Origin of the sequence: Chitinophaga sp. OAE865 (assembly GCF_040546735.1) — a bacterium.
GTDB lineage: Bacteria > Bacteroidota > Bacteroidia > Chitinophagales > Chitinophagaceae > Chitinophaga > Chitinophaga polysaccharea_A.
In genome coordinates this window covers 211,114-229,221 of sequence record NZ_JBEPOF010000001.1, presented here as the reverse complement: position 1 = coordinate 229,221, position 18,108 = coordinate 211,114, and the positions used below count along the sequence as shown (strand labels likewise).

Below are 18,108 nucleotides of genomic sequence, written 5' to 3'. Positions count from 1 at the left end.
ATGGGCCGGTTTGTCTTTATCATTGTATCTATTATTATACTGGTATTGGGCGGTATTTTCTTTTACAAGTACTACTTTGTTTTCGGACAGGGAGTTAAAGCAGGAGAGCTGAATTATTTTGTGCAGAAGGGATACATCTTTAAAACCTATGAAGGCAAAGTGATACAGTCGGGTTACCGCGGGAAGGTAGCCGGTACGATCCAGTCGAACGAATTCGAGTTTTCCGTGAGCAGCGAAAGGATTGCACAACAGTTAATGACGGCCAGCGGGAAAATGGTGGAGTTGCACTACAAAGAGTACCTGGGTGCTATTCCATGGAGGGGATACAGTGCATTTATTGTAGACAGTATTATCTCTATCAAGGATCCGGTGAAACAGGACCTGCCTTAAAATACCGGGGAATTACGGCATCGTAATTCCCCTTTTTTATTCCTTCCCCGCGTATAACAGGAAAATGGCCGGTCGTTTATGAAGATCGGGCAACTGTTTTTTCCATTCCTTCACCGTTTTCGTTTTAATATATTCCGTGGGAGCGGTGATATCCGCAGCGATGCAAAGTTGCGTATAGTCTTTACAGTTATCCAGTATATCTTTCAGCAGCTGGTTATTACGGTAGGGTGTTTCAATAAACAATTGTGTTTGCTTTTTCCTTTCTGATTCCTGCTCCAGGTCGCGGATCATTTTTGTTCTTTCAGGAGATTTGACAGGCAGGTAGCCAACAAACTGGAAATTCTGGCCATTCATACCGGAGGCCATGAGGGCCAGCAGCATGGAGTTGGGGCCAATCATGGGAATAACCCTTGCATTGATGGTATGTGCAAGTTGTACGATGAGGTGGCCAGGATCTGCGATGGCAGGGCATCCTGCTTCACTGAGGATGCCTATATCTTTTCCTTCGAGTAATAATTTTTTAGCAAGGACCAGGTCCGGCGCCTGGTTTTCATTCATAGGCAGCAGTTGCAGGTTATCTATCACGATATTTCTGTCGAGCGATTTCAGGTACCTGCGGGCTGTTCTTTCGTTTTCTACATAAAAAACTGATAACCGCTGTACAATAGCGGTAACATAAGCGGGAATACTGAACAGGGCATCGGCGCTCAAAACAGTAGGAACCAGGTACACATTGCCGGTAGCATTCATTATTTCAGTCTTTTTGTTTGTAAATCAATGGTAGCTGCAATTACAGCATAGGAAGGGGCCAGCATCCAGCCCAGTACGGGAATGAGCATAAACAGGTAGAACACCATACCATTGCCGATGGCCATGCCCCGGTGCTGGCGGATAAAGTTGATGCTTTCCGACATATTCAGGCGGTGTCTTTCACAGCTGTAGTCCATCATGGAAAAGCCGTAGAAATAAGATTCAATAAAGAATCCCAGCATCGGGGTGATCCAGCCCAGCACGGGTATAAAGGAAAGCAGTAACAGGGCCAGTATGGCGCCTGTCTGATAAACGATATTCCGGCATGACATCTTGATGCCCCGCAGGATATCTTCCCCCAGCTGGGACCAGCTGAAGGGAAAGTCTTTATGATCCAGTATGGCTTCTGTCTTTTCAGATAAATAGGAAAATACAGGGGAAGCCACTATCAGGAAGAGATACTTAAAATAGGAGAAATACCAGAACACGAATACTATCCGGATAGAAAACGCTACCAGGATAAAAAGAAAACTCAGCCAGCTGCTTTCCAGGTCCTGTACCCATTCTGTGATGTGCAGCAGGCGGGTGAGGTATTCCACAAAATCGCCGGAGTAGCCCCATACAAAGTAAAATCCTGTAAAAAACAACAGGCAATAAATGACTCCCGGAATCAGGATCCATTTCCATAACTTATGCTGTAGTATGAATTGATGGGCTTTTCCGTAAGACTGGACTGCCGACAGTACTTCTCTGAATGAAAACAACGCCTGAATATTTTATTGTAACTGAATGTGTGTTTTTCCTGGTTTATATGAAAGAGTAGCGAAACTAACGCAAAATTAACAATGATTGTTATGATTTTAAATGATTATCCTGATCCGGGAAGAATAGCGCAGGTTTCTTTTGCTATTTTTCCCGGGTCAGGATAATGATTTTGAAAGGAAGATCGCTGTCTTAGAAACGCGGACAGAGGGTTTTATATTTGTTGTTTTCGTTCCGGGTGTGAATATAGATAAGGGAAATTTCGAGGCCGCCGCGGTAGTTGGAGGCTGGCTTCAGGCTCGACACGTTGGTGTCGTAGGTAAGGCCTATCTGGAAGCCTTTGATTTCAAGGCCCACATAAGGAATAATGGCATCTTTCATCCGGTACCAGCTACCCAGGTAAAAGGTGGTGGGATTATTATCCATATCGTTGAGCATAAAGCCATAGGCGCCACCAAAGGTGAATTCGGAAGCTGTGCTTTGTTTCATGTACAGGATACTGGCATGAAACCTGTCTTGCCCGTTTACCGGAACAGAACCACCCCCGTGTACCGTCCAGCGGTAACTGAGCCGGTTTTGGGTAAGGTTCATAAATGATTCAGTAGGCTGGGTGATATGGTAATAGGAAGCGCCCATATAAATATTGGATGCTTCGCCGATGAGGCCGTTGTATAAAATACCGATGTTTGGATCGAAGTAGGATATTTTTGGATTTACCAGTGTTTCATTACTGGGAATCATTGGGTTATAACCGTTGTTATCGATCTGGTTTTCGAACTGCAGTTTGGTATTGTCTATCCTCTTTTGTACCAGCGTTCCCTGAAGGCCGATAGCCAGGGTATGATTTCCTTCCGGGTCCAGCCCTTTATGATAGGCCGTGCTGAAGGAAAGGTAACTGGAAGTGAGTGCTCCGCCGCCACTCCTGTCGTACATCGCCATAAGACCCACTCCCCAGATGTCGGTATAAGAGATCACGTTTTTTAAAATGCCAAAATCAATAGCTGCAGTACCTGTTACAAAGGGAGTGGAAATACTCCTCCATTGTGACCGGTAGTTGCCGGATAAACGATAATCTCCTGAAAATAAGCCTGTAAATGCCGGGTTAAGGGTTAGCGGCGACGCAAAAAACTGCGAGAAGTGCGGGTCCTGCGCCCGTAGAGGATTTAAATAAAGTAATATGGCCAAGAATAGTAAAGCTCTTTTCATATAATTAAGCTTATAGCATAGGGTATTATGCAATACGGGTGAAGGTACGCTAATAAAATCACATATCAAATTAAATTCATGTATAAAAATCCCATCTGATAAAAAAACGATAGCAGCTTTGTTCTTTTTTAAAGATACAAAACTGCTATCTGCAAAACGATTATTCTATGTTATTGTTGTAATTTATTTCCGAAGGCCAGGTCCCCGGCGTCTCCCAGCCCGGGAACTATGTACCCCTTGGCGGTGAGCTCATCATCAATATCTCCTGCCCAGATGGTAAGATTAGCTTTGGTATTGCGCAATACATATTCAATTCCTATCGTACAGGCAATAGCTACCACCAGGTGTATATGACTGGGCTTACCAATTTCCTCCAGGTGCTCTATGGTTTTTACCAGTGAAGCGCCGGTGGCGAGCATGGGATCGGAAAGGATAAGCACCTGCCCGTCGATGGAAGGAGTGCTCACATATTCCAGGCTGATGTCAAAAGAACCATCGTGGTTATGTTTGCGGTAAGCAGAAACAAATGCGTGGTCTGCTTTATCGAAGTAATGTAACAAACCCTGGTGCAATGCCAGTCCGGCGCGCAGGATGGTAGCCAGTACCGGTTGTGATTTCAGCACCCGGCAGGTAGCAATACCCATGGGAGTAGTTACTTCCTTTTCTTCATAATCCAGTGTTTTGCTGATCTCATATGCAGCTACTTCTCCCAGCCGTTCCATATTGCGGCGGAAACGCATACGGTCCTGCTGAACGTCTATATTCCTGATCTCGCTTAGCCATTCTCCCACCAATGAATTGGTTTCACTTAAATTGATAATCATGAGCTGTTCCTTTGAGGCCGCAAAATACCGAAAAATAGTGGAACTACTCTTTGTCAAGCAGCATCGCTTTTTTCACCAGCTGGATGAATTCAGCGCGGTAGCCTTCCGCATCTGTTCCCCTGGAATTGCCTGCCCAGGATAACACGTCATCGTAGGTGGCGGTGCCTTTAAATGCAGAATGGCGCAGCAATTGTCCGAAGGCTGCCACGGCAGCTGCCATACGGAAATCTTCCGGAGCATCTGTAATTTCCTGGTTGCTGTAAGGGAGCACTTTTTCCATCAGGATACTACGATCCCCGGCGGGCTGTTTGTAACGCAGCTTTACCGTAAGTACTTCCGATTTGTTACCAATCACTTTGCCCTGCTGGTATTTCAGCGGGTCTACCCAGTTAACGGCTTCGTTTTTCCCGCCGGAAGGAATAATTTCATACAGGGCAGTTACGGTATGACCCACACCCATATCCCCTGCATCTTTTTTATCGTTATTGAAATCTTCATTGGCGAGCAGGCGGTTTTCATAGCCTACCAACCGGTACGACTGTACGAATTGCGGGTTAAACTCTACCTGCAGCTTTACATCTTTGGCTACTGTAAAAAGTGTACCGCCAAACTCGGTCACAAAGGTTCTGCGGGCTTCTTCAAAATTATCGATATAGGCATAGTTACCATTGCCTTTATCTGCCAGCAGTTCCAGTTTATTATCCTTATAATTACCCATACCAAAACCAAGTACTGAAAGAGAAATGCCTTTTTCCCTTTCTTTTTCAATCATCCGGGTGAGCTCTCCATCGCTGGAAACGCCTACATTGAAATCACCATCGGTAGCAAGTATTACGCGGGTATTGCTGTTTTTTGAATACAATTCGCCGGCAATGTTATAGGCCAATTTTATGCCTTCGCCACCTGCAGTGGAGCCGCCGGCTTCCAGCTGATCAAGTGCGGTGAGGATCTTTTTCTTATCGCTGCCGCTGGTGGCGGGGAGCACTACTCCTGCGGCGCCGGCATATACCACAATGGCTACCCTGTCTTCCGGCCGGAGCTGTTCCGTTAATACGGCAAAGGCCCTTTTTACCAGTGGCAGCCTGTTTTCGCCAGACATTGAACCGGAAACATCTATCAGGAAAACCAGGTTGGATGCAGGAAGGTTACGGGTATCCACCTGTTTGCTTTTCAGTGCCACGCGTACCAGCTGATGCTTTGTATTCCAGGGGCAAATGGCCATATCTGTGTAAATGGCCACCGGGTCTTTCCCTTCGGGGGCTTTATACTGGTAGTCAAAATAATTGATCATTTCCTCCACTCTTACCGCATCCGGTTCGGGCATCATGCCCTGGTTCAGGAAGCGGCGTACGTTACTGTAAGAGGCCCGGTCCACATCGATGCTGAAAGTACTGAGTGGCTGGTCGCTGGCCGCATGGAAAATATTTTCGTTAATAGGGCTGTAGTCTTCCGTATTGTGTACAGGCGAGGGTATATAGCCCATCTGATTGCCCCTGATAGTGGAAACAGAACCAGTCATGGACCTGCGTGCTTGTGCGGCGTAGCCCACCACCACCACTTCAGCCAGCGCCTTATCCTGCATTACATACTGGTTCCTTTTTTTATCAAGCGGCTGCAAACCGGTAAGCTGCACTTTCAGTTTATTTTGCCCCGCAGGTACCGTTATTTCCTTCACCGGGTATCCTGCGGCGGTTACTTCCAGTATCAGCGCACCGGTGGTGGTTTTCAGGCTGAATTGCCCTTTTTTATCAGTAGCGGTTAATACATCTGTTCCTTTTACCCTGATCACCACATTGGCAATAGGGCTTTTGAGCAGGCTGTCTGTTACAATACCTGTAATAACCCTTGCCTGTTGGGCGGTGGCGGTAAATGCCACCAGGCAGCTGAGCAATAGTAAAGTGAGATATTTTTTCATGGCGAAGTAGTTTTCTGCCTGTAGGATGTACGGAGGGGCCCTGTTTCCATAAGTCGTAAAAAAAATATTTTAAAACTACCTTTGCTGAAATTTTTGTAGATGGTATATAACGTGATTGGCACCATGTCTGGTAGCTCATTAGACGGATTAGATATAGTTTTTGCAGAACTGACCGAGATACGCGGACAATGGACCTATGTTATCAGGGCTTCAGAAAGCCTGCCTTATGAGCCGGAATGGGTGGAGATGCTGGCACAGGCCACTTCCCTGCCGGCAAAAGATTACCTGTTGCTGCATACCGCTTACGGGCATTATACCGGCCGGCGCATCCTGGATTTTATTGAAAAGAACCAGCTGGATCATAAAGTTCATTTTATTGCTTCACATGGCCATACCACGTTCCATATACCCGCACAGCAAATGACGGCGCAGCTGGGCGATGGCGCTGCCATTGCCGCCGTAACGGGATTGCCCGTTATCAACGACCTGAGAGCGGTGGATGTAGCGCTGGGCGGACAGGGAGCGCCTATAGTGCCTATCGGCGAAAAATACCTGTTGCCAGGGTATCAGTACTGGCTTAACCTGGGGGGCATTGCCAATATTTCTGCGCAGCTGCCGGAGCAGTTTGTGGCGTTTGATATATGCCCGGCCAACCGGGTGCTGAATTCGCTGGCAGCAGCGTTGAATAAGCCTTACGATGATGGCGGGGCATTGGCAGCTGGCGGGGTGGCCGACAACAGCCTGCTGGAACAATTGAATCAACTGGATTATTATTCCAAACCATGGCCCAAATCACTGGCGAACGATTTTGGCACCGATACCATATTGCCGCTGATAGCGCCTTTACGTCTGTCTGTACAGGGTAAGCTCCGCACGTATGTAGAGCACATTGCCGCACAGGTGACCCTTGCTGTGAAAGCACTGAAGGAGCAGCTGCCGGAAGGCCCCAGCAAAATGCTGGTAACCGGTGGCGGCGCATTTAATACTTTCCTGGTAAACACGATCCGGCAACAGCTGGAGCCGTTGGATGTTACCGTGGAAGTGCCCGATGAACAAACCGTTAGTTTCAAGGAAGCACTGATCATGGCGCTCATCGGAACATTGCGCTGGAGGCAGGAAGAAAATGTATTGAGCGGGGTTACGGGCGCATCAAGGGATTCCGTTAACGGTGCATTGTGGGCCACCCGTTAACAGGAGACATCAGGTCATAAAAAAAGCAGCGGAATCCGCTGCTTTTTTTATTTAGTAAGGCGTTGTGAATTGAAAGCTGTCGCCATCAAACAATCCACGGTCACTCAGTTTTAAATGCGGTATTACCAGCAATGCCATAAAGGATAATGTCATGAAAGGGGATGCCAGCGTGGATCCCAGCTCTTTCGATGCTTTGTCCAACGCACTGTACCGGGCGGCTACCGTATAGCCGTCGAGGTTACTCATCAGTCCTGCTACCGGTAATGGCAATACCTGTACCATTCCATTCCCCACTGCGCTGATGCCGCCCTGTTCGGCGATCACGGTATTGATAGCTGCGGCTATGTCTTCATCGGTAGTTCCTACCGCAATGATGTTGTGACTGTCGTGTGCCACAGAAGACGCAATGGCGCCGTGTTGCAGGCCGAAGCCCTGAATAAATGCTATTGCCGGCGGCGCTTTCCGGTAACGGTTTATTACCACCAGTTTGAGAACATCCTGTTGGGTATCGCCGGTTATTCCGCCGTTGGTAACCGGTATTACCGCGGAGAGTGTGTTCGTGATCAGCTGCCCGTCCATCGCGCCGATCACTTTTACTTTCATCTCTTTTACATTACTATCGTTAACGGGTATACGAATATCACCGGCGGCTATGGGATCTGCTATAAAATTATTTACGGGAGATGAGGAAATGGAAGGTATCAGCGTTTGCCCGTTTTCCGCCACTTTCACACCATTGATATAGGTGGCCAGTATATTAAGCTTTTGCAGATCATCTGTTATAATAAAATCTGCCGGGTCATTTACACGGAGCAGGCCATTGTCCAGTTTGTAATGCAGTACCGGGTTAATACATGCTGCCTTTAATACTTTGAACAGGTCAACACCGTGGGCCAGCGCCCGTTTTACCAGCAGGTTGATATGGCCTTCCACCAGGTTATCCGGGTGTTTGTCGTCGCTGCAGAACATAATACGGTCGGCATGATCATGCAGCAATGGATACAGGGCTTCAAAGTTCTTCGCAGCGCTTCCTTCACGGATGAGGATATGCATGCCGTATTGCAGCTTATCCCTGGCTTCTTCTATGGTAAAGCATTCATGGTCTGTGCTGATGCCGGCGGCAATGTATGCAGCGGCGGTTTCGCCACGAAGGCCCGGAGCATGGCCATCTACAGGCTTCCCTGCTTTTTGGGCGGCGGCTATTTTCGCGAGTACTTCCGGATCTTTATGCAGTACGCCCGGGAAGTTCATCATTTCTGTAAGGTACCTGATGTCGTTCCTCTGCAGTAATGCTTCAATATCTGCCACGGTTACTGTTGCCCCGGCAGTTTCAAAAGCGGTGGCCGGTACACAGGAGGGAGCGCCGAAATTAAACCGGAAGGGCACTTTCCGGCCATTTTCAAGCATATATTCCACGCCCTTCACACCCATAACGTTGGCTATTTCATGCGGATCGCTTACTGTGGCAATGGTGCCGTGTACAACAGCCAGCCGGGCGAATTCCGAAGGAATGAGCATAGAGCTTTCCACATGTACGTGCGCATCCGTAAAGCCCGGGAGCAGGTAGGTGTTGTATTTGTTATTGTTGCGTTCGATGTTGCTGATGCGGCCATTTTTTATATGGAGCGTAGCCGGGTATATTTCCTGTTGCAGTATATCTACCAGGTTGCCTGAGAGCTGGAATGTATTCATTTTGCAAAGCTAAGGAATAGGTCGTATTTTCAATGCTGGCGTATTTTTTGAAAAGAGATGCCGGAGTTGTTTTGAGGTATCTTTATTGTTCAACGGAAAATATTTTTTATGATGACAGGAACCAGGTTTTATACACTGTTAACCGCTTTACTGCTGGCTGGTTATTGTGCCGGCGCACAATCTGCTGATGAGCTGATAGCCAGGAATATTGAGGCGATGGGAGGTGATGAGAAATTGAAAGGCATCAAATCGCAGTATGCAGAGGGAAATATGGAAGTACAGGGGCAAACGATTCCTATTAAGCGGTGGGTGAAGCAGGGTGAAGCCATGCGGCTGGAGTTTACGGTAAATGGCACCAGCAATGTGCAGGTGGTAACCCGTAATGCAGGCTGGAGCCTGATGCCGGTGATGCAGCAAACAACGCCCCAGGACATGAACCCTGAGATGCTCAAGCTGATGAAAACCCAGCTGGACCTGAGAGGAGAGCTGTATGACTACAAAAGCAAAGGCAAAAAGATAGAAGTGCAGGGGAAAGATACTGTGAACGGATCACCGGCTTATAAGCTAAAGATCACTGCTGCTGATGGTACATCGGGTATTGCTTACCTGGATGCCAAAACCTACCTGCTTGTGAAGGCCACCAATCATATGAGTGTACAGGGCCAGGAAGTGGACCTGGTAACATTGTTGTCTGATTATAAGAAAACACCTGAGGGACTGGCTTATCCTGGCATAACAGAGCAGGATCCGGGCGGAGTGAAAATTAATATTCTGAAGATAGAAACGAATCAGCCCGTGGCGGATAGTTTGTTTGCCAAACCTAATCCTTAAACGCAGTTCCGCTATCGGGCCATGTACAGTCCGATAGCGGTTGGGCCTATTTATACAACGCCGCCATGGCTTTGGCTTCCTCAGCCATTTTCTTAGCCAGGTGCGCGGGTTTCAGCACTTTTACCTGGGAGCCATAACTCAGCAGGGTCATGGTAAGTTCGGGGTTGATAACAACGTGAAGGGATATACGGCATTCATCATTGTTATCTTCCACTATTTCCTGGGAGGAATGGATGGGTTGCGACTTCACATATTTACCCTGCCGAGGGGTAAAGCTCAGTAATACATGTTCAGGATCCCCATCGTGTACAGTGATGCCTACTGCATGCTGGAAGTAGCTGGCTTCATCAAAATTCTTTTCATCAAAATGTTTATTGGTGGGCCATAGTTTCACTACCCGGTCCAGCGCAAAGGTAACTACTGCGCCGCCGCGTGTTTTCTGGCTTTTGCCGATCAGGTAAAACCGGTGCTGGTATTCGCGGAGATGATAGGGCTCTACCCAATGCTCTTTGGGCTCATCGCGGTCGAAGCTCTGATAGGCAATGCGGATCACTTCCAGGTTTTTAATGGCGTCCACTATTTCCGGGATATGTTCTGCGCCTTTATACTGGGACGCCCTGGTAAATTTAATAAGCCCTTTATGCTGGAGGGCTTCCCTGTTCATTTTAAGACTGGCCGCAATTTTCAGGATGGCGTCTTCAAATTGCTGTACCACCGGCAGGCTCCGGAATTGTTCCAGTATGCCAATGGCAATTTCCAGCCCCTGCAGATCTGCTTCTTCTATAGGGGAGTTACTGATGGAAAAACTATCGTCTGAGTAGCGGTAAGTGCCGCTGCTGCGCTCATATACGATAGGCGCCATATAATTCAGTTCAGGGTCCTGGCGCATATCCTGGATATCTTTCTGGATGGTGCGGGTAGATATTGCAGTTCCCATTTTATCCGATACATATTCAATCAGGTTCTCCAGGGTAGGTTTGGGTTTCTGCTTATTGCGCAGCCGCTCATCGATCCAGCGGTAGCGCGACACCGCGTCTTTATTCTTTGGCAAAAGATAAAATTTAGATAATAAAAATAAACAATTCCCGCTTTTGCGACGAGGATTAAAAAAATTATCATCAAAAGATCACTACGCAAATCCCTTGCGTGCAGGGCCGGTAGATTTGTAGTGTTATTAAAACCTCATGGTTATGAACAAGGTAAATACAACTACAGCAATTACGCAGGTACAGGCCATTTCAATTGGGCAGATCATCATGGATGACTCCAATTACCTGACGCTCTGGGGCCAGGCGCTACTGGATGAGGTGTGGTATCCCTGCGATTTTGTAACTACTTATGAAGTAATGAACACCATGCTGCGTTTCAGCCAGGACAGGCATGATGCCGTACAGATGACCATTGTGAAGAAGCTGGAAGATATGCGCCGTACGCCGGATATTATAGACCTGGAGGCAGAACTGGGAGCAGCAGTGGTATTTGATCGTCTCATATTTCATATGAGAAGGCCATGCCTGCAGCAGGATGACAACTGGGAAGCATATGCGGATGAGGAGTGTTATTATATTGAGCGCGTGATCCAGATGCCGGTTCCCGTGCAGCCTACGCTGCCGCCTGCGGCACAGTATAAGCCCAACGACATTAACGAAAAAATGGAGCACTGTATACAAATGCTTCATGATGCGTATAACCTGTATCTCGGATTTATTGAATTAGAACTGGGAGAAGATACAGCCCGGGCAATGGCCGCACTGGAAAACGATAACAAGTTCAGTATGGCTTATTATGCCTGGCAGTTGCATACTTCTGCCGCCAAATAGAGATTGACCATATTTTTATTGATGGACCCGTATTTGTTCATGAACAAACGCTCTATGTCCATTAAGTTAACCCTGACTATTTTTATTCATTGAAAACCCTGTATCCATTTTACGTTAGCCCTGAAACACATAATGATGAAAAAAAATCCATTTATGTTAACCCCCACCTCCATGTATGTTAATTTCCAGACATCTGTTGATGTTTCCCCCGGGCCATGTTCGTTAACCGCTCCGCCTTACATCTATTGCACGTTAACCCCTGATACCCAAAGGCATCTGCCCGGGATCCGTTTGAATTAACCCCTGATTTCCATTGTTTGTTAACTCCCAAATTCTTCGCCCGGGAAAAAAAAGCGCAAATTTCTGAAAAAAATCCCTTAAAGTCTATAAATCTTGTAGGAAAATACTATTTTTGGTCAATTAAATCGTAAAGCTATGAGTTTAAGACTGGGAGATACCGCTCCTAATTTCAAGGCCAATACTACAATAGGGGAAATAGATTTTTACGATTACCTCGGCGAAGGTTGGGGTATCCTGTTTTCTCACCCGGCAGACTTTACACCGGTATGTACCACCGAATTGGGCAGAACTGCCCAGTTAAAGGACGAGTTCGCAAAACGTAATACTAAAGTGCTGGCTGTAAGCGTTGATCCGCTGGATAAACACCTGAGCTGGATAAATGATATTAACGAAACACAACAGTGTGACGTAACTTTTCCTATTATTGCAGACGAAAACAAAACAGTGGCTAACCTGTATGATATGATTCATCCAAATGCCTCTGAAACATTTACGGTCAGATCGTTGTTTATTATCGGACCAGACAAGAAAGTAAAGCTCATCATTACCTACCCGGCCTCTACAGGAAGGAACTTCGTAGAAGTGCTCCGTGTATTGGACTCCCTGCAGCTGACCGCCAAGTATAGCGTGGCTACCCCTGCAGACTGGAAAGATGGAGAAGATGTAATCGTTACGGCAGCGGTGCCAACAGCAGATATCCCTGCACGTTTTCCGAAAGGCCATAAAATTATCAAGCCTTATCTGAGAACAACACCACAGCCCAATAAATAATATTTAAAGAGCCGTAAGGCTGCTCTATAAAGACTTTTTAATGGTTGGTTTTTGATTTTTACGAAACGGGGATTTCTCCCCGTTTTTTTTATGCCCCTGCAAACCGGCAACACCCATATCTCCGGCCTGGTTATTCTTCCCCCCGTATACCAAACACCTGGTTTCAGTTTAAAGCGCCGGGAACACCCGCATTGCCAACATCAAATATTATGAACCGGTAACAGTTTATTAATGCACAGTTAACATTCCTCGTAGCAGAAAAATAAAAGCTGGACTCTAGTTTTGCTGAAAAATACATTCAATCCATTTTTATGGAATATAGTTCACTATCAGATAAGCAGCTACTGGAAGAATGTACCAAAGATAATCTCAAAGCATTTAATAACTTATTTGATCGTTATTTTGGAAGGCTGTATAATTATGCGCTTGGCTATGTTAAAGATGAATATTTCGCAGAGGAGGCCATAATGGACCTGATGATGTGGATATGGGATAAAAGACATACACTGCAGATAGAAGGCGAGTTTAAACCATATATCTTCAGAGCGGCCAGGAATGCCACTATTAAGGCCATCCGCAAAAAGGCAGTTGCTATAACACCCATAGAATTTATTGAGAACGATCTTTCCTTTATAGCCTCTCCGGCCGATCATCAGCTACATACCAGGGAACTGGAGGAGAAATATCTTTTCCATCTCGACTCACTGAGCCCCCAGCGAAGAATCGTATTTCAAATGAGCAGGGAAGGAAACAGAACCCATGCTGAAATTGCCAACGACCTCAAGATCTCTGTTAACACCGTTAAAAATCATATTAAATTCTCCCTGAATCATTTCAGACAACAGCTCAATAACCATAGCGATACCGTACTGCCGGTAATTATTGCAATGACGCTGTTTATTCCTCACCCGTAGTGTTAACACGAATGAGGAATTGCATGCACATGGGCTTTGCCATACCTCATCAGCCATACCAATGTTACCAGAACGTTATGTCTTGGTTTTGCTCACGTAACGGATAGCCCTTCCTCTTCTTTTTTGTCCCTATATAAGTAACGGGAACCTTTAGTGCTCTGTTAAAATAGAATGTCAATACAAATAAACCGGGAATTAATTAAGAAGTTTTTAGCGGGCGAATGTTCGGCCGAAGAAGAAAGGCTTGTAAACTTATTTCTGAAAGATCCCGCATCAGAAAAATTACTGGATGAGGCCCTGACGGCAAATGCGGCTAAAGACTGGAAAGTGTTTGAGCATGATCAGTTTGCTCATCCCCGGCAGCATGATCTGAAAAGATCATTGCATGAAAGGATAGGACCGGTAACTACTGTGCGCAAGGGTGGGCTCAAACGCCTGTTATCCATGCGGAATGCAGCCATCTGGATTGGACTGATCCTGGCAGCCATGAGTGTTTACACCATCAGCTATTTAAGCAATAAAAAAGGGGACCAGGTGGCCCTTGTAGAAACCCGTAACCCGAACGGGCACCGGTCAAAAATAATTCTTTCCGATAGCAGTGTAGTATACCTGGGGGCAGGCAGCAGCCTGAAGTATCCCGAAAATTTTTCAAAAGATACCAGGGATATCTATTTATACGGAGAAGCTTTTTTTGAAGTAACGCAGGAAAAACATAAGCCATTTACGGTTCATACCGGCCAGGTGCAAACAAAAGTATTGGGCACTTCTTTTAAAATAGAGGCATTTAAAAATAAGCCTTTGCTGGTGGAAGTAGCCACAGGGAAAGTAAGGGTAGACCAGGTAGACAGTAGCTTTTCCAGGTCACTGGCAGTGTTGACCACAGGACAGAAAATACTGTTCGATCATAACGAAGTTAAAATGCAGACAGTTGACCCGGAAGAAGTACTGGATCTGAAGGAAGCGAGGTTAACATTCAGCAACGCATCACTCAATGATATCGCTGAAGTATTACAGCGATGGTATAATGTGAAGATCACATTCAGACAGCATACAAAATCAACGGAAAGAATGACACTGACAGTGGATGCCAGTGGATCAATAGATAAGATATTAAATGTGCTCGCGGCCGCAGGACATTTTAATTACGAAACGAAAAACGGAGAGATCGTTATTCGCTGAACTTAAAAGATAAAAGCAAAGAGTATGTATTAAGAAAAAGCTGTCCATCCTGGAGAAGGATGCCGCATTTGATGTTGTCAGAACCGTAGGCCCGTCAAAGGCAAAAAGGATATAGGATTAAAGTAACAATAATTCCGGCTGATCCCGGGCCAACTATTAATACAAGAATTAATGCAAAAAGGATTACATCCCACAATTAAGTTTATGATGAGATGTTCATGTATACTTTTAGTCGCACAACTTACTTTTATCGGGATGCTTTTCGCCGGAAATGCCCGGGGCCAGCATCTGGACAAAGTGATTGCTGTTAAGCTGGATCATGCCAGCGTAAAGGAAAGCCTGCTGACCATCCAGGCAAAGAGCGGTATCAGGTTCGTGTTGCCTGAAAAGTTGATGACAGGGCTTAAACAACGGATCAGTATCGATTCCGATAGATCAACCGTAAAAGACCTGCTCGAAAAAGTGCTGGCATCAACCAATCTTGATTATAAAATAGTGGAAGGATATGTTGTGATCGACACAAAGCCCGTTCCACAGGAACCTGGTAAATTATCAGGACGGGTGGTTGATGAGAAAGGAGCCGCTTTACCCGGCGCAACACTGCGGGTGCTGGAGAGCGGCCAGGTGGCTCAAAGCGATGCCAATGGTAATTATACCTTAAAACTTCCCCCGGGCAGCTATACCGTTGAAGTATCTTATATTTCTTTCAGATCCCAGAGATCAGCTAACACTGTTATAAAAGAAGGAAAAATCACGACGCTCGATTTCTCTTTGCAGCTGGCGGATAATAAACTGACAGAAGTAGTGGTTAGTTACGGAAAACAAAAAAGCCGCGAGATAACCGGCTCCATTGCCACTGTAGATGCATCGGGCATGCAGGATATGCCTGTAACACAGTTTGCCCAGCAGCTGCAGGGAAAAGTAGCCGGTGTACAGGTATCCCAAACCAGCGGCCAGCCCGGACGTGGTATGGGTTTTATTATCCGTGGCGCCGCCTCTTTTTACTCCAGTAACCAACCGCTTTTTGTAATTGATGGCAACCCGATCACAGGAAGTATCAATAATATTAATCCCGCAGAAATAGAAAGTTATAGTTTTCTGAAAGATGCTTCTGCTACCGCATTGTATGGATCAAGAGCTGCAAACGGGGTAGTGCTTATTACCACCAAACATGCAAAACCGGGAGATGCAAAAATCGAATTCTCCAGCTACTACGGTTTACAAAAGATCCCTACCGGTAAACTGCCGAGAATGATGAATGCAAGGGAGTTTGCCACGTTTATGAAAGAACGCGCAGAAGATGGAATGAAATATGAGCCCGGCTACTCAGTTTCTGCAGACTACCACGCGGCCTATGATAATCCGGAGCAGTATGGAGAGGGCACCAACTGGTTTAAGCTGTTAACCAGAACCGCTCCTATTCAAAGCTATGACCTCACGGTGCAATCGGCCCGTGAACATTCCTCCTCTACGGTAATCGCCGGCTACCAGGAGCAACAGGGTGTGCTGATCAACACCGGGACGAAGTTATACTCAATGCGCTTTAACCAGGATTTCACCACTGCAAACAATAAACTTAAAGCAGGTTTTAACCTGGCGCCGAGCTACAGGCTGGATCATAACAACAGGCTGAGTAGTGATGGGGTGGGAGGTTATTTCGAAAGATTCTTCGAAGCCAGCCCGCTGGTAAGTCCTTACAACGCAGATGGAACCTATACCCGCAACGTTGCTTCCCCCGGTATGGTGGCTTATATCAATCCGCTGGCTACCTATGAATTAACGAACGACGATTATAAAACAACCCGTATACTGGGTAACATTTACCTGAACTACGAGTTCTTACCTGGGTTAAGCGTTAAAGCAAATCTCGCAGCAGATAAGGGCGCAGAAACACGTAAATATTTCCAGTCAGGCCTGGTCACCGGTACGCAGGGGCAAACCACCGGCACCAGCTCTGCTGTTGATAACGGCTCATGGACAGCAGAAGGAAACCTGGTATATAACAAAACCTTCCTGAAAGACCATAATATAGAGGCATTGGTAGGCTATTCAGCCCAGGAGTACAGTACTTATAGTAACACACTCACCGGCCTTGGTTTTACCAGCGATGATATTGAATACCTGAGCGCCGCTACAAGCGTTACCGGAAGCAGTGGTGCAGGGTCTTATTCCTTGCTGTCGACCATAGGAAGATTGAATTATAATTATAAAGGAAAGTACCTTTTATCGGCCGCACTCAGGCGTGATGGCTCTTCAAAATTCGGTATGAATACGCAGTGGGGCAGCTTCCCATCAGTGTCTGCAGGCTGGATCATTACCGACGAATCATTCATGAAGAATGTAAAACCCGTTAGCTTCCTGAAGCTCCGCGCCAGTTACGGGATTACAGGGAATAACTTTTTTGCCGGCAATTATGATCCGCAGGCCACTATAGGAACTTATTATTACAACTTTAATAATACGGTTACCCAGGGGCAAACCATTAACAGGCTGCCTAATAAGGACCTGAGATGGGAGCGCAATAAGCAGTTGGATATCGGGCTGGAGCTTGGCCTGTTCGATAACCGCCTGAACTTCACGTACGACTACTACCATAAACTGACAGACGGACTTATTCAGCAACGTGCCATTCCAACTTCATCGGGCTTTAACCAGATCATTTACAATGTAGGCGAGCTTAAAATGTGGGGCCATGAATTTTCTGTGAGCTCCAGAAACCTGACGGGTGCGCTACAATGGAATACCAACCTGGCATTGTCTTTCGACCGGAACCTGATCACTAACCTTGTAGATCCCGGATATATCAGGAGAAATGGAACAGTGAGCTCGGATTATTACCGGCAGCAGGTAGGTCATCATCTTGGCGAGTTCTATGGTTTTGTTTTTGAAGGATTATATAAAGATGCTGCCGACCTGGCCAACTCTCCCAAGTATTTAAGCACTGCTGCCAAACCAAATGGCAACTCCGATATAGGAACCATCAAGGTCAAAGATATCAATGGCGACGGCGTAATTGATGATGTAAACGACCGCACTTTTATTGGTGATCCTACGCCAACATTTACAGGTGGTATTGTCAATAACTTCAGGTATAAACATTTTGACCTTACTATCGACATGACTTTTTCTGTTGGTGGCAAAATACTGAATGCTGCCAAATGGGCTTATCAAACCAATATGGATGGCTCCAGGGTACCATTGGCAGCAGCAGCCGATCGCTGGCGCTCGGAAGATAACCCCGGCTCAGGTATTTATCCCCGTACAAAATCCGGTACCACCGCAATGGGAAGACAGGTAAACAGTCAATGGATAGAAGATGGATCTTACCTGACTGCGAAGAATATAACATTGGGATATACCGTGCCGTTAAGAAACGCCATGATAAAGAACCTGCGGGTTTTTGCCTCCGTGCAGCAGGCCTTTGTTCTTACAGGCTATTCAGGTATGAACCCGGAGATAAATGTGGGCGGATCTGATCCTACACTGGGTGTTGGGGTAGACGAAAACGCCTATCCTATACCAAGAACTTTTTCTCTTGGATTTACCACCACATTTAAATAATC

15 protein-coding genes are annotated in these 18,108 nt (G+C 46.3%); 8 read left to right on the top strand and 7 right to left on the bottom strand.

Features of this window, described 5'->3' with window-relative positions; genetic code table 11:
• Complete coding sequence (locus ABIE50_RS00905) at window positions 1-390, top strand: hypothetical protein (protein ID WP_209856828.1); 390 nt, start codon at window positions 1-3, stop codon at window positions 388-390.
• A gap of 36 nt (window positions 391-426) precedes the next feature.
• Here the strand turns inward: ABIE50_RS00905 and ABIE50_RS00900 are convergent, their stop codons facing one another.
• From ABIE50_RS00900 to ABIE50_RS00880, 5 genes are all read right to left on the bottom strand, one after another.
• Complete coding sequence (locus ABIE50_RS00900) at window positions 427-1,140, bottom strand: SAM-dependent methyltransferase (RefSeq protein ID WP_209856830.1); 714 nt, start codon at window positions 1,138-1,140, stop codon at window positions 427-429.
• Entirely contained in the window at window positions 1,140-1,904 is a 765-nt protein-coding gene (locus ABIE50_RS00895; RefSeq protein WP_142685604.1) for an EI24 domain-containing protein, read from the bottom strand. The genes ABIE50_RS00900 and ABIE50_RS00895 overlap by 1 nt, the downstream gene beginning before the upstream one ends.
• Before the next feature lie 190 nt (window positions 1,905-2,094).
• Window positions 2,095-3,108 carry a PorP/SprF family type IX secretion system membrane protein gene (locus ABIE50_RS00890; RefSeq protein WP_209856832.1) on the bottom strand — a complete coding sequence of 338 codons (1,014 nt, stop codon included), beginning with the start codon at window positions 3,106-3,108 and terminating at the stop codon, window positions 2,095-2,097.
• 170 nt (window positions 3,109-3,278) lie between these two features.
• The gene (gene upp, locus ABIE50_RS00885; protein ID WP_142685606.1) at window positions 3,279-3,932 is read right to left on the bottom strand and encodes a uracil phosphoribosyltransferase; all 654 of its coding nucleotides are present in this window, start codon (window positions 3,930-3,932) and stop codon (window positions 3,279-3,281) included.
• Between the two features lie 43 nt (window positions 3,933-3,975).
• Entirely contained in the window at window positions 3,976-5,847 is a 1,872-nt protein-coding gene (locus tag ABIE50_RS00880) for a vWA domain-containing protein (protein WP_209856834.1), read from the bottom strand.
• Window positions 5,848-5,946: 99 nt separating this feature from the next.
• Here ABIE50_RS00880 and ABIE50_RS00875 point away from each other — a divergent pair, with 99 nt between their 5' ends.
• Entirely contained in the window at window positions 5,947-7,038 is a 1,092-nt protein-coding gene (locus tag ABIE50_RS00875; protein WP_209856836.1) for an anhydro-N-acetylmuramic acid kinase, read from the top strand.
• A 51-nt stretch (window positions 7,039-7,089) separates the two neighbouring features.
• On the opposite strand, the gene ade is transcribed toward ABIE50_RS00875, so the two are convergent.
• Window positions 7,090-8,730, bottom strand: a complete 1,641-nt coding sequence (ade, locus tag ABIE50_RS00870; RefSeq protein ID WP_209856839.1) for an adenine deaminase — start codon at window positions 8,728-8,730, stop codon at window positions 7,090-7,092.
• A 108-nt stretch (window positions 8,731-8,838) separates the two neighbouring features.
• Here ade and ABIE50_RS00865 point away from each other — a divergent pair, with 108 nt between their 5' ends.
• Window positions 8,839-9,561 carry a LolA family protein gene (locus tag ABIE50_RS00865; RefSeq protein WP_209856841.1) on the top strand — a complete coding sequence of 241 codons (723 nt, stop codon included), beginning with the start codon at window positions 8,839-8,841 and terminating at the stop codon, window positions 9,559-9,561.
• A gap of 46 nt (window positions 9,562-9,607) precedes the next feature.
• Here the strand turns inward: ABIE50_RS00865 and ABIE50_RS00860 are convergent, their stop codons facing one another.
• Entirely contained in the window at window positions 9,608-10,612 is a 1,005-nt protein-coding gene (locus ABIE50_RS00860) for a helix-turn-helix transcriptional regulator (protein ID WP_209856843.1), read from the bottom strand.
• Window positions 10,613-10,751: 139 nt separating this feature from the next.
• Here ABIE50_RS00860 and ABIE50_RS00855 point away from each other — a divergent pair, with 139 nt between their 5' ends.
• From ABIE50_RS00855 to ABIE50_RS00835, 5 genes are all read left to right on the top strand, one after another.
• Window positions 10,752-11,381: a hypothetical protein gene (locus ABIE50_RS00855; RefSeq protein WP_209856845.1), complete on the top strand. Its 630-nt coding sequence runs from the start codon at window positions 10,752-10,754 to the stop codon at window positions 11,379-11,381.
• A gap of 435 nt (window positions 11,382-11,816) precedes the next feature.
• Window positions 11,817-12,452 (top strand): peroxiredoxin, encoded by a 636-nt coding sequence (locus ABIE50_RS00850; protein WP_209856847.1) that lies wholly within the window; start codon window positions 11,817-11,819, stop codon window positions 12,450-12,452.
• A gap of 311 nt (window positions 12,453-12,763) precedes the next feature.
• Complete coding sequence (locus ABIE50_RS00845; protein WP_209856850.1) at window positions 12,764-13,366, top strand: RNA polymerase sigma-70 factor; 603 nt, start codon at window positions 12,764-12,766, stop codon at window positions 13,364-13,366.
• 171 nt (window positions 13,367-13,537) lie between these two features.
• Window positions 13,538-14,545 carry a FecR family protein gene (locus tag ABIE50_RS00840; protein WP_209856852.1) on the top strand — a complete coding sequence of 336 codons (1,008 nt, stop codon included), beginning with the start codon at window positions 13,538-13,540 and terminating at the stop codon, window positions 14,543-14,545.
• A gap of 255 nt (window positions 14,546-14,800) precedes the next feature.
• Window positions 14,801-18,106 carry a TonB-dependent receptor gene (locus ABIE50_RS00835; RefSeq protein WP_354027830.1) on the top strand — a complete coding sequence of 1,102 codons (3,306 nt, stop codon included), beginning with the start codon at window positions 14,801-14,803 and terminating at the stop codon, window positions 18,104-18,106.
• Window positions 18,107-18,108: the final 2 nt, after the last annotated feature.